The organism is Streptomyces sp. NPDC006655, from assembly GCF_040703965.1.
In the GTDB taxonomy this organism is placed as follows: domain Bacteria; phylum Actinomycetota; class Actinomycetes; order Streptomycetales; family Streptomycetaceae; genus Streptomyces.
This window is the reverse complement of record NZ_JBEYJU010000013.1, coordinates 113,333-124,990: the sequence shown is the minus strand read 5'-3', so window position 1 is coordinate 124,990 and position 11,658 is coordinate 113,333. Positions and strand designations below refer to the sequence as shown.

Annotated in this window: 10 protein-coding genes and 1 riboswitch; all 10 genes read right to left on the bottom strand. The window is 70.5% G+C overall.

Annotated features, from left to right (window positions below):
- Window positions 1-64 precede the first annotated feature (64 nt).
- The gene (locus AB0958_RS10820; RefSeq protein WP_366890012.1) at window positions 65-1,363 is read right to left on the bottom strand and encodes a class I SAM-dependent methyltransferase; all 1,299 of its coding nucleotides are present in this window, start codon (window positions 1,361-1,363) and stop codon (window positions 65-67) included.
- Between the two features lie 206 nt (window positions 1,364-1,569).
- A complete protein-coding gene (locus AB0958_RS10815; protein WP_366890011.1) occupies window positions 1,570-2,949 on the bottom strand; it encodes an NAD(P)/FAD-dependent oxidoreductase in 1,380 nt (459 codons plus the stop codon).
- A gap of 432 nt (window positions 2,950-3,381) precedes the next feature.
- Window positions 3,382-4,323 carry a Ppx/GppA phosphatase family protein gene (locus AB0958_RS10810; RefSeq protein ID WP_366890010.1) on the bottom strand — a complete coding sequence of 314 codons (942 nt, stop codon included), beginning with the start codon at window positions 4,321-4,323 and terminating at the stop codon, window positions 3,382-3,384.
- A complete protein-coding gene (locus AB0958_RS10805) occupies window positions 4,320-4,874 on the bottom strand; it encodes a DUF501 domain-containing protein (protein ID WP_366890009.1) in 555 nt (184 codons plus the stop codon). Before AB0958_RS10805 ends, AB0958_RS10810 begins: the two co-directional genes overlap by 4 nt.
- 29 nt (window positions 4,875-4,903) lie before the next feature.
- Window positions 4,904-5,380 (bottom strand): septum formation initiator family protein, encoded by a 477-nt coding sequence (locus AB0958_RS10800; RefSeq protein ID WP_366890008.1) that lies wholly within the window; start codon window positions 5,378-5,380, stop codon window positions 4,904-4,906.
- 107 nt (window positions 5,381-5,487) lie between these two features.
- Window positions 5,488-6,774: a phosphopyruvate hydratase gene (gene eno, locus AB0958_RS10795; RefSeq protein WP_132891860.1), complete on the bottom strand. Its 1,287-nt coding sequence runs from the start codon at window positions 6,772-6,774 to the stop codon at window positions 5,488-5,490.
- A 286-nt stretch (window positions 6,775-7,060) separates the two neighbouring features.
- Window positions 7,061-7,771, bottom strand: a complete 711-nt coding sequence (locus AB0958_RS10790; RefSeq protein WP_366890007.1) for a transglycosylase family protein — start codon at window positions 7,769-7,771, stop codon at window positions 7,061-7,063.
- A gap of 3 nt (window positions 7,772-7,774) precedes the next feature.
- A riboswitch (cyclic di-AMP (ydaO/yuaA leader) is annotated at window positions 7,775-7,979 on the bottom strand.
- Window positions 7,980-8,176: 197 nt separating this feature from the next.
- Entirely contained in the window at window positions 8,177-9,181 is a 1,005-nt protein-coding gene (locus AB0958_RS10785) for a transglycosylase family protein (protein ID WP_366890006.1), read from the bottom strand.
- A 169-nt stretch (window positions 9,182-9,350) separates the two neighbouring features.
- Window positions 9,351-10,622: a cytochrome P450 gene (locus AB0958_RS10780; protein WP_366890005.1), complete on the bottom strand. Its 1,272-nt coding sequence runs from the start codon at window positions 10,620-10,622 to the stop codon at window positions 9,351-9,353.
- Window positions 10,623-10,625: 3 nt separating this feature from the next.
- Window positions 10,626-11,627 (bottom strand): nucleoside triphosphate pyrophosphohydrolase, encoded by a 1,002-nt coding sequence (locus AB0958_RS10775; protein WP_366890004.1) that lies wholly within the window; start codon window positions 11,625-11,627, stop codon window positions 10,626-10,628.
- Window positions 11,628-11,658 lie beyond the last annotated feature (31 nt).

Below are 11,658 nucleotides of genomic sequence, written 5' to 3'. Positions count from 1 at the left end.
AAGGGGCCCCACACGAGCGAGGTGGGGCCCCTTTCGCGACCTTGAGGGACTGCTCCTTGAGGGACTACCGGTTCCAGGTGCGGGTGCGCAGCGGCAGCCCCGAGGCACCCGACTCGGGCGTCCGTACCGCCAGCACCTGGTTGACGCCGATGCGGTTGCGTTCGAAGGCGAGGGCGGAGGCGGCCATGTACAGCCGCCAGACGCGGGCCCGCCCGGGGCTGGTCAGCTGGACCCCACGCCGCCACTGCTCCTCCAGGTTGACCACCCAGCGGCGCAGGGTACGGGCGTAGTGCTCACGGATCGACTCCACGTCCCGCACCTCGAACCCGGCCCGTTCCAGCTGGGTGACGGTGGTGCCGATCGGGGCTAGTTCGCCGTCCGGGAAGACGTACGCGTCGATGAACTCGTCGACGCTGTAGGCCGACTCGTCGCGCTGCGGGCGCCGTGCGATCTGGTGGTTGAGCAGCCGCCCGCCGGGCTTCAGCAGCCTGTACAGGTCCTGCGCGTACTCCAGGTACCGCTCGGCGCCCACGTGCTCGGCCATCCCGATCGACGAGATCGCGTCGTACGGCCCGTCCCTGACGTCCCGGTAGTCCTGGACCCTGATCTCCACCCGGTCCGTCAGACCCTCGTCAGCGACCCGTTTACGGGCGTACGCGGCCTGCTCCTGGGAGAGGGTCACCCCGACGACGCTCACGCCGTGCTCCCGGGCCGCGTGGATCGCCATGGAGCCCCAGCCGCAGCCGACGTCGAGCAGCCGCTGACCGGGGGTCAGGCCCAGCTTGGCGCAGACGAGTTCGAGCTTGTCGCGCTGCGCGGACTCCAGGGTGTCCGCGTCGCCGTCGGCCCCCCAGTAGGCGCACGAGTACACCATCGACGGGCCGAGGACGAGCTCGTAGAAGTCGTTCCCCACGTCGTAGTGGTGGCTGATGGCCCGCCGGTCGCTGTGGCGGGTGTGCAGGTGCCGGCGTCTGCGCACCTCCTCGCGGGGCGGGGCGGGCGGCAGGGGCGGCCCTGCGAGTCTCAGCAACTCCCGGACGGCGGCCCGCACCCCGGGATCGCGCAGCGCCTGGCCGAGGGTACGGCCGTCCTCCCCGCGCTCCCAGACGAAACCGGCCACCGACTCGAGGGCGGTGTAGAGGTCGCCCTCGATGTCCAGGTCGCCGGCGACCCAGGCACGGGCCAGGCCGAGTTCGCCCGGTTTGAACAACATGCGGCGCAGGGCACGGCGGTTGCGCAGGACGAGCGCCGGCGCGTCCGGCGGTCCGGCCTGGGATCCGTCCCAGGCCCGCAGCCGTACCGGGAGCGGGGCCCCCAGCACCTGCTCGGCAATACTCCTCAGCCGCGACGCGGCGTCGGCCATGGTGCACACCTCCAAGACGTCGATCCCGGATGCCGGGTACCACGTAAACACCGCAGGGGCCCGGCCGCACTCCCCCGTCCGCGTTACAACTGGGCAAAACAGCTGTACTGGCCACGTAGTTCGCCGGGTCCCGGGAACGCCGAAGGACCTCCCGCACCACGGATGGCGGGAGGTCCTTCGGGTGGTTCAGCGACCGGTGACCGCGGTCAGGAGGCCTTGGCCTTCTCCTCGGCCTTGGGGGCGGCGACCGGCGCCGGCTTGGCGGCCTCGTAGAACTCCTCGCGGGGGTTCTCCATCGCGCCCAGGGAGACGACCTCGCGCTTGAGGAACATGCCGAGGGTCCAGTCGGCGAAGATGCGGATCTTGCGGTTCCAGGTCGGCATCGCCAGACCGTGGTAGCCACGGTGCATGTACCAGGCGAGACGGCCCTTGAGCTTGATCTTCGTCTTGCCCAGGACGATCATCGCGACGCCCTTGTGCAGACCCAGACCGGCGACCGCGCCCTTGTTGGAGTGGCTGTACTCCTTCTGCGGGAAGCCCCGCATGCCGGAGACCACGTTGTCACCGAGGACCTTCGCCTGCCGCAGCGCGTGCTGCGCGTTCGGCGGGCACCAGGCGTTCTCGACGCCGGCCTTGCGGGCGGCGACGTCCGGCACCTGGGCGTTGTCGCCCGCGGCCCAGATGTAGTCGGTGCCCTGCACCTGGAGGGTCGGCGCGGTGTCGACGTGACCGCGGGGGCCGAGCGGCAGGCCGAAGCGGGCCAGCGCCGGGTTCGGCTTGACACCGGCGGTCCACACGATCGTGTTGGAGTCGACCTCGAGGCCGTTCTTCAGCACCACGTGGCCGTCGACGCAGGAGTCCATCGAGGTGGAGAGGTAGATCTCCACACCGCGGCTCTCCAGGTGCTCCTTGCCGTACAGGCCGAGCTTGGGGCCGACCTCGGGGAGGATCTTGTCGGCGGCGTCCACCAGGATGAAGCGCATGTCCTCGCGGGACACGTTCTTGTAGTACTTCGCCGCGTCGCGGGCCATGTCCTCGACCTCGCCGATGGTCTCCGCGCCCGCGAAGCCACCGCCGACGAAGACGAAGGTGAGCGCCTTGCGGCGGATCTCCTCGTCGGTCGTGGAGTCGGCCTTGTCCAGCTGCTCGAGGACGTGGTTGCGCAGGCCGATGGACTCCTCGATGCCCTTCATGCCGATGCCCTGCTCGGCGAGGCCGGGGATCGGGAAGGTGCGGGAGACCGCGCCGAGTGCGATGACCAGGTAGTCGAAGGGCAGCTCGTACGCCTCGCCGACCAGCGGGGCGATCGTGGCGACCTTGCGGTCCTGGTCGATGGTGGTGACCCGGCCGGTGAGGACCTCCGCCTTCGGCAGCACGCGTCGCAGCGGGACGACGACGTGCCGAGGGGAGATGCTGCCGGCGGCGGCTTCGGGGAGGAAGGGCTGGTAGGTCATGTACGACCGGGGGTCGACGACCGTGACGGTCGCCTCGCCGTAGCGCATCTTCTTGAGGATGCGCCGAGCTGCGTACAGGCCTACGTACCCACCGCCTACTACGAGGATCCTGGGACGCTCCGTGGTGCTCATGGCATCGAGTATCCACCCGCCCGGAGAGGCCTGCTCGTGCGCCCCTTCACAAGCTTTCACAGGGGTCGTGCTACACTCCGCGGCCCACGTGACACAGGTCATGGTCACCGGCGGGAACCCACTTCCGATACGACCCGTTGTCAATGCCGCGTGAGCTGCCTCTCCAGGCTTCCGGGGGCACCGCGAGGGCACCCGATGTCACCCGCACGAGCGCCTCCCGGAACCCTCCCCGGTTGCTCTCCTGAGCACCGACAAGGGCCTGTTGAGACCCCTTACGGCCCAACGGACCCCTCCGGACCGCCCACCTGCGCCGAATTCCTTGTGAAGAACTTCACGAAGCTTTCCGCCGGAGTGTCGTGGCACGGCGTGTCACGGGCCGAAAAACCGCTCATCCGTAGACCTGACCTGCTCAGTCGAGGCCCCTGGACACCCCTACGCGATGGACCAGGCGATGCCGTCCAGGATGTCGTGCTCGCTCACCACGACCTCCGTGGCACCCACCCGCTCCATGATCGACTGAAGGATCAGCGCGCCCGCGGCGATCACGTCCACCCGGCCGGGATGCAGGGCGGGCACGGCCGCCCGCTCGGCGTGCGTCGAGCGCAGCAGCCACTCGGTGATCTCCCGGACCCGGGCGTAGGGGATGCGGGAGTGGTGGATGGCGGCGGAGTCGTACTCCGGCAGGTCCTGGTGGATCGCCGCGAGGGTGGTGACGGAGCCCGCGAGACCCACCAGGGTGCGCGCCTCGCGCATCGGTACGGTCTCCTCCGCGAGATCGAGGGCACGCTCGACGTCGGCCCACATGGAGGCGGTCTCGGCCTCGGTCGGCGGGTCGCTGACCCGCCCCTCGCGCACCAGGTGCCGCTCGGTCATCCGCACACAGCCCACGTCCACGGACCGGGCGGCCCGCACGTGCCCGTCACCGACCACGAACTCGGTCGAACCACCGCCGATGTCCACCACGAGGAACGGCGTGGCGAGGTGGTCGCGGCCCGTCAGCTCCCTCGTCGCGCCCGTGAAGGAGAACTCCGCCTCCTGGTCGCCGCTGATGACCTCCGGCTCCACGCCGAGGATGTCCAGCACCCCGCGCACGAACTCGTCCCGGTTCTCGGCGTCCCGGGACGCCGAGGTGGCCACGAACCGCAGCCGCTCCGCCCCGTACTCCTTGATGACCGCCGCATACTCACGACAGGCGGCGAAGGTCCGCTCGAGCGCCTCCGGCGCGAGCCGCCCGGTCCGGTCGACGCCCTGCCCGAGCCGGACGATCGTCATACGGCGGTCCAGGTCGACGAGCTCCCCCGTCTCCGGGTCGACGTCGGCGACGAGCAGCCGGATGGAGTTGGTACCGCAGTCGACGGCGGCGACACGGGTCACTTGGCGTCCTCCGGGGTGTGCGTCGGCGCGTGGTCACCGGCGAGCGTCACGCAGGCGCCCTTGGCCCACCACTCGGGCAGCATGGCGATCGCCTCGTCGCCGAGCGGGTTCACGCCCGGTCCCGCCGCCAGCGAGTGCGCGACCAGCACGTGCAGACACTTCACCCGGTCCGGCATCCCCCCGGCACTGGGAAAGCCGGTCAGCTCCTCGATCTCGTCCCGACGCCGGACGTAGTCCTCGTGCGCGGCCCGGTACGCCGCCGCCAGCTCCGGATCGCTCTCCAGCCGCGCCGTCATCTCCTTCATCACGCCGTTGGCCTCGAGCGTCCCGATCGCGGACGCGGCCTTCGGGCACGTCAGGTAGTACAGGGTCGGGAACGGCGTCCCGTCCGGCAGCCGCGGCGCGGTCTCCACGACGTCCGGCTGGCCGCAGGGGCACCGGTGCGCGATCGCCCGCAGCCCGCGCGGCGGCCGCCCGAGCTGCTGCTTGAAGGCCTCGACGTCGGCGTCGGTGGGCTCGGTACGCTCAGTGGAGGGCGGAGGCGTGTGCATGACTGTGTTCTGCGTGGCTTTCTGTCGGTTCACTGGTCGGACGCGTCGGACTTGTCGACGCCGTCCCAGACGTTCGCGTACCAGGGCCGGTCGGCCGCCCCGAGGTACGCGTGCGCCTGCCGGGCGGCACCGGGGTCGATCACGACGTACCCGGTCTCCCCCGGCATCACGTAGTGCAGCCGCTGCCGGATCTGCTGCTCGGCGTACGAGTCGTCCTGCCACCGCGCCTTCAGGTCGCGCAGCTGCTCGACCCGCTGCCTGGCCTGCCGCTGCTGACGCTGCTGATCGGCGATCTCGGCGCGCTGCGAGACGTACTGCCGCATCGGATAGGCGAGCGCCACGATCATCGTGCACAGCACGATCGCGAGCAGCGCCGCGCGCCCGGTCAGCCGGGAGCGGCGGGCCTGGCGCTTGGTCTGGGAGCGGTAGACCCGGGCCGCCGTCTGCTCGCCGAGCAGCTTGAGCCTGGTCGCGGTGGAGAACCGGTCCCGGTCCCTCACGGCCATGTCCCCGCCTCCCTGATACGTGCGTACGTCCCCGCACACGGTACGGGACCGCGTTCGGGGACGTACGTACGACTGGCTAAGCCTTACCCACGAGAGGCGGTACCGGCTCAGCCCTTGAAACGGGGGAACGCGGAGCGGCCGGCGTACACCGCCGCGTCGTCGAGGATCTCCTCGATGCGCAGCAGCTGGTTGTACTTGGCGACGCGCTCGGAGCGGGCCGGGGCGCCGGTCTTGATCTGGCCGCAGTTGGTGGCGACGGCCAGGTCGGCGATGGTGACGTCCTCGGTCTCGCCGGAGCGGTGGGACATCATGCACTTGAAGCCGTTGCGCTGGGCGAGCTCGACGGCGTCCAGGGTCTCGGTGAGCGAGCCGATCTGGTTCACCTTCACCAGGAGGGCGTTCGCGGTGCCCTCCTCGATGCCGCGGGCCAGGCGCTCCGGGTTGGTGACGAACAGGTCGTCACCGACCAGCTGGACCTTGTCGCCGAGCTTGTCGGTGATGACCTTCCAGCCGGCCCAGTCGTCCTCGAACAGCGGGTCCTCGATGGAGACCAGCGGGTACGCGGCGACGAGCTCCTCGTAGTACTCGGTCATCTCGGCGGCCGAGCGGGACTTGCCCTCGAACTCGTACCGGCCGTCCTTGTAGAACTCGGACGCGGCGACGTCGAGGGCGAGCGCGATCTGCTCACCGGGGACGTAACCGGCCTGCTTGATGGCCTCCAGGATGAGGTCCAGCGCGGCGCGGTTGGACTCCAGGTTCGGGGCGAAGCCGCCCTCGTCGCCGAGGCCGGTGGACAGACCCTTGGCCTTCAGGACCTTCTTGAGGGTGTGGTAGACCTCGGCACCCCAGCGCAGCGCCTCCGAGAAGGACTCCGCGCCGATCGGGGCGATCATGAACTCCTGGATGTCCACGTTGGAGTCCGCGTGCGAGCCGCCGTTGAGGATGTTCATCATCGGCACCGGCAGCAGGTGCGCGTTCGGGCCGCCCAGGTAGCGGAACAGCGGCAGGTCGGACGCCTCGGAGGCGGCGTGCGCGACGGCGAGGGAGACGCCGAGGATGGCGTTGGCGCCGAGCGAGCCCTTGTTGTCGGTGGCGTCCAGGTCGAACATCGCCTGGTCGATCAGGCGCTGCTCGGTGGCGTCGTAGCCGACCAGCTCCGGGCCGATCTGCTCGATCACGGCGAGGACGGCCTTCTCGACGCCCTTGCCGAGGTAGCGGTTGGGGTCGCCGTCACGGAGCTCGATGGCCTCGAAGGCGCCGGTGGAGGCGCCGGACGGGACGGCGGCACGACCCGTGCTGCCGTCGTCGAGGCCGACCTCGACCTCGACCGTGGGGTTGCCTCGGGAGTCCAGGATTTCCCGGGCTACGACGACGTCGATGGACGGCACGAGCATCTCCTTCTTGGGATGTGACGCTGGTTGTGCGGGGCGCACGCGGACCTGGTCGGCCCTTGCTCAGCCTTGCGACTAGAGCCTAACCGGCCCAGGGCCGTCAGCCGGTCGACCGACCGGCCCGTGGACACCCTGACGGTACTCATTGTTCATGCGCGGAACAAAGGGGGGTCCCGATGAAGAACGGGAGAAGAGCGGGTCAAGGAGCGCGACCGCAAAGAGAAACCCCGCTCCGGCGCGTTCGGGGGAAAACGCGCCGGAGCGGGGGCCCGTGGGGGACGGGGGTGCCTTACTTCAGGTGCAGCTGCTGACCCGGGTAGATGAAGTCGGCGTCGTCGACGATGTCCTTGTTCAGCTTGAACAGCGCCTGCCAGCCACCCTTCACCTTGTGCTTCTCGGCGATCGAGCTGAGGGTGTCACCCTTGACGACCTTGTACTCGCCGTCGCCCTTCTTGACCTTCTTGCCGGTCGGGGTGGTGACGGTCTTCTTGGCGGCCGGGCGCTCGGCGGAGCGGGAGGCCGTCTGGGTGTCGGTCGCACGGCTGCTCGTGCCGGCGCTGCCGCTGCTCGACGAGCCGCTGGAGCTGGAGCCGGACGAGCTGGAGCTGGAGCTGCCGCCGGTGTAGGCGGCGCCGGACAGGCCCTTGCCGCAGACCGGCCAGGCGCCCTTGCCCTGGGCGGCGAGGACCTTCTCGGCGATCTGGATCTGCTGCCCCTTGGTGGCCTGGTTGGCCTGCGGGGCGTAGGCGGTGCCGCCGTACGCGGCCCAGGTGGAGGCGGAGAACTGCAGACCGCCGTAGTAGCCGTTGCCGGTGTTGATGGACCAGTTGCCGCCGGACTCGCACTGGGCGACGGTGTCCCACTCGGAGGCGGTGGCGGCGGAGGCTCCGCCGGCTGCCATCAGCGGGGCGGCGACGGCGGCACCGGTGACGCCGGCGACGGCGATGGCGCGGACGGCCTTGGACGGACGACGGTGCTTGCCCTTGCCGGAAAACAGCATGGAAGATCCCCTCACCGACGCCTGCGAGGTGAGCTGTCGGGTTCGGGCCGGTTGAGTTGCCCGGCCGCACGGCCCGCTCTCGCGAGACGCGCGGCTCCACCCCTAGCCGGTTCCGGCGGCCTTTCGGCCGTGAGGCCCCTGAGGGCTCAACTGCCGGACCCGGCGCTTACCTTGGGTCCCCCGCTCCTGCCTACGGCGCTTGACGCGACGACTGTTCCCGGGCGGCCGCTGGCAGGACTCGGCGTTGCGACAGCCGGGGCTCGTGGTGACGAGCGGCCTTGACCGTAAACAGACGATCAGGCGAATTTCAAAGATGATCAGGGCTTCTGAGACTCATCCCACACTTTCACCAAAACGGACAATCGCCCCGAAGCAGGACGTCAACTCCCGCCGCTTTTGGCCCGTTTAGCTGTCGAGTTTCAGGGTCTGACCGGGGGCGATGTCGTTCGGGTCGGTGCCGATGTCCGCCTTGTTCGCCGCATAGAGCGCGCGCCACCCGCCGTCGAGGCCAAGGGAGTCGGCGATGGAGGCGAGGGTGTCGCCGTCGCGGACGGTGTAGGTGCCGGCGTCTGCGGAGGCATGACGGCCGGCGGACGCGACCTTCTGACCGTTTGTCACGGTTTCGTCCGCCGAGTCACCGCGGTGCTTGCCGCCACCGCTGACGGCGCCCGTGTCGACCAGGCTCCAAGAGCTGCCGGTCTGCCATGAATTGTCCGAGTCGTCACCGGCGTCCGGGATCACCGGGTTCTCGCTCGCCTTCGAGGGGGCGGAGGCGGAAGGCGTCGACCCCGCCGCCTTGCCGGCACCGTCGGACTTGCCGGGAACGGGCGCCTTGGAAGCGTCGCTCGCGCCGGAACTCGGAGCGGGGGACGCGGATTCGGCCCCGGAGCCCTTCGTCGCGGACGACGCGCCCGAGTCGCCGGAGTCGCTCGCGGAGGACGAGTCCGACAACCCGGAGGACGAGTCGACAGAACCGGAGGAACCGGACGAACCATCCGATCCGCCGAGGCCCGTGTCCACCTTCACCGAGGTGTCGTCCGACGAGAGCCCGGCCAGCAGGGCACAGGTCCGCCAGGGCTTGGTGCCCTGTTCCGCGAGTATCTTCTCGGCGACCGCGATCTGCTGCGAACGGCTCGCCTGGTCGGGCGTGGCGGCGTAGTCCGTACCGCCGTACTTGTCCCAGTCGTCCTGGGACATCTGCAGTCCGCCGTAGTAGCCGTTGCCGCTGTCCATGCTCCAGGAGCCGGCGCTCTCGCACTCGGCCACCTTGTCCCAGGTGGTGCCGTCGGCCGCGTTCGCGCTCGCCGCACCCAGCAGCGGGATGGCGATGGCGGAGCCGGTCACCCCCGCCGCGACGAGGAGAGCCGGAGCCTGACGGGGGCGACGGTGACGACCGTTCCCGGAGAGCATGCGGAAACCTTTCGAGCGACAGCGGTGACCTGCGCGACGGGTCCCGCAGGGGCGCCGCGCTGATGGGTGAACGTATCGGCAGACGATCACTTGTCACAAGTTAATGCCGCGCAGATCACGTGAAGATCACAGACTTGAGCGCTGGTCACCTTCGGTCCGTGGGGGTCCCTCACCCACCAGGTGTGAACTCCACGGGGAGCGTCCGCAGCCCGCGCATGATGAGCCCGCCACGCCACCGCAACTCCCGCTCTTCCGCGGCGAGTCGCAGGTCCGGAAGGCGGGTGAACAGGGTGGCGAGCGCGGTCTGCCCCTCCAGCCTGGCGAGTGGGGCGCCGAGGCAGTAGTGGATGCCGTGGCCGTACCCGAGGTGCTGGTTGTCCCGCCGTGAGAGGTCGAGCGTGTCTGGTTCGGCGAACCGCTCCGGGTCCCGGTCCGCGGCGGCGAGTACGACGAGGACCGGGTCGCCGGCCCCGATGTGCTGCCCGCCGATGACGAGCGGCTCGGTGGCGAACCGCCAGGTGGCCAGCTCCACCGGCCCGTCGAAGCGCAGCAGTTCCTCGACTCCGGTCTCCAGGAGGCCACGCTCTCCCGCGGCCAGGGAGTCCTGCAGGCGAGCCCGCTGCTCGGGGTGGGTGAGCAGGGCGTACGTGCCGTTGCCCACGAGGTTGACCGTGGTCTCGAAACCTGCGAACAGCAGGATGAAGGCCATGGCGGCGGCCTCGTTCTCGGTGAGGTGCTCGCCGTGGTCCGAGGCCCGGATGAGCCCGGAGATCAGGTCCTCCGCGGGGTCCGGCTCGGCGGGCAGCGCCTCCCGCTTGCGATGGATCAGCTCGGCCAGATACCCGCGCATCTTCTTCACGGACCGCGCGACACCGCCGCGGGGTCCCCCGCCGTGACGGATCATCATGCCCGCCCAGTCCCGGAAGTCGTCCTGGTCCTCGCGGGGGACGCCGAGCAGATCGCAGATGGCGTAGATGGGGAGCGGAAAGGCGAACTCGTGGATGAGGTCGGCGGATCCACGGTCCGCGAAGCCGTCGATGAGCCCGTCCGCCAGCTCCTGCACCCGGGGCGCGAACTCGGCCACCCGACGTGGTGTGAACGCCTTGCTGACCAGCCGCCGCAGCCGGGTGTGGTCCGGCGGGTCGATGTTCAGCAGGTGTGTCATCAACTCGGCCTTGCGCTCGCCGGGGATCCCGGTCTTGCCCTTGGCGTGCGCGGGCTCGTCGTGATGCGCCGGGTTCTTGCTGAGCCGCGGATCGGCGAGCGCCTGCCTGGCGTCGCCGTACCGCGTGACCAGCCAGGCCTCCACCCCGCTGGGCAGGGTGGCCCGGTGCACGGGGGCGTGCTCGCGGAGCCAGGCGTAGGCGGGATACGGATCGGTGGCGAACTCCCAGGTGAAGAGTTCCGGGGCGGTGGTGTCCCGAGGGGGCCGGCCGGTCACGCCTCAGTCCTGCCCCTCGGTCCGCCTGATCGCGTCCCGGTACGTGCGGGCCGCTGCTCTGAGGGCTGCTTCCGGGTCCACGCCCTCCGTCTCGGCGCGGGCGGCCAGGGCCAGGAGTTCGTAGCCGATGCCCTCGCCCGTCGGGAGGGGGACGTCCAGGCCCGCGGTGCGGACGCGGGAGGTGAGTTTGGCGGCGAGGGCGAGGCCGGGCTGGCCGAGGGGGACGCCGTCGGTCACCGACTTCCGCTGCTTCTCCGCCGCCTTGGTCCGCAGCCAGTGCTCCTTGACCTCCTCCGGCGTCGACGCGGTCTCGTCGCCGAAGACGTGCGGGTGGCGGTGGATGAGCTTGGCGACGATGCCGCCGGCCACGTCGTCCACCGAGAACGGGGCCTCGGGGTCCTCCTCCGCTATCCGTGCGTGGAAGACGACCTGGAGGAGGACGTCGCCCAGTTCCTCGCGCAGTTCGTCGCGGTCGCCGGCCTCGATCGCCTCGACCAGTTCGTAGGCCTCCTCGATGGCGTACTTCGCCAGGCCCTCGTGGGTCTTGCGGGAGGACCAGGGGCACTCCTCGCGGATGCGGTCCATGACCTGGACGAGGTCGAGCAGGCGGGCGCCCGGCAGGTCGTAGGAGGCGGGGAGCAGCTCCAGCTCGGGCATCCGGACCCGGCCGGAGCCGGCGAGGCGGGCCAGGCCGTCGGTGAGAGCGGGTTCGCCCTCGCCCGTCGCGACGACCACCACGGTGCGGCCGCCGGCGCAGGCGTCGACCAGTTCCCCGGCGGTGGGGGCGGCCTCGTCCACGGCCGTCCCGGCCTCCCGCAGGTAGGGCAGCTGCGGATGCGCGCCGTCGGCGCACAGCACGCGGTCCGCGGTGCGCAGTGCCTGCCAGGCGGGCCAGGACAGCAGGCCGGGCGCGACCCGGTGGCTGGTGGTGAGCAGGACGATGCGGCCGGGGTCGGTGCCGGTGCCGGTTTCCGGGGTGGGGGGTTCGGGGCTGGTGGTGTTCACGCTCCGAACGTAACGCACGGCCGTCGCCGAC

Bases quoted from the DNA above. Each gene is read 5' to 3' on its own strand.
- AB0958_RS10820 (WP_366890012.1), bottom strand. From the start codon at position 1,363: ATGGCCGACGCCGCGTCGCGGCTGAGGAGTATTGCCGAGCAGGTGCTG.
- AB0958_RS10815 (WP_366890011.1), bottom strand. From the start codon at position 2,949: ATGAGCACCACGGAGCGTCCCAGGATCCTCGTAGTAGGCGGTGGGTAC.
- AB0958_RS10805 (WP_366890009.1), bottom strand. From the start codon at position 4,874: ATGCACACGCCTCCGCCCTCCACTGAGCGTACCGAGCCCACCGACGCC.
- AB0958_RS10800 (WP_366890008.1), bottom strand. From the start codon at position 5,380: ATGGCCGTGAGGGACCGGGACCGGTTCTCCACCGCGACCAGGCTCAAG.
- eno (WP_132891860.1), bottom strand. From the start codon at position 6,774: ATGCTCGTGCCGTCCATCGACGTCGTCGTAGCCCGGGAAATCCTGGAC.
- AB0958_RS10790 (WP_366890007.1), bottom strand. From the start codon at position 7,771: ATGCTGTTTTCCGGCAAGGGCAAGCACCGTCGTCCGTCCAAGGCCGTC.
- AB0958_RS10785 (WP_366890006.1), bottom strand. From the start codon at position 9,181: ATGCTCTCCGGGAACGGTCGTCACCGTCGCCCCCGTCAGGCTCCGGCT.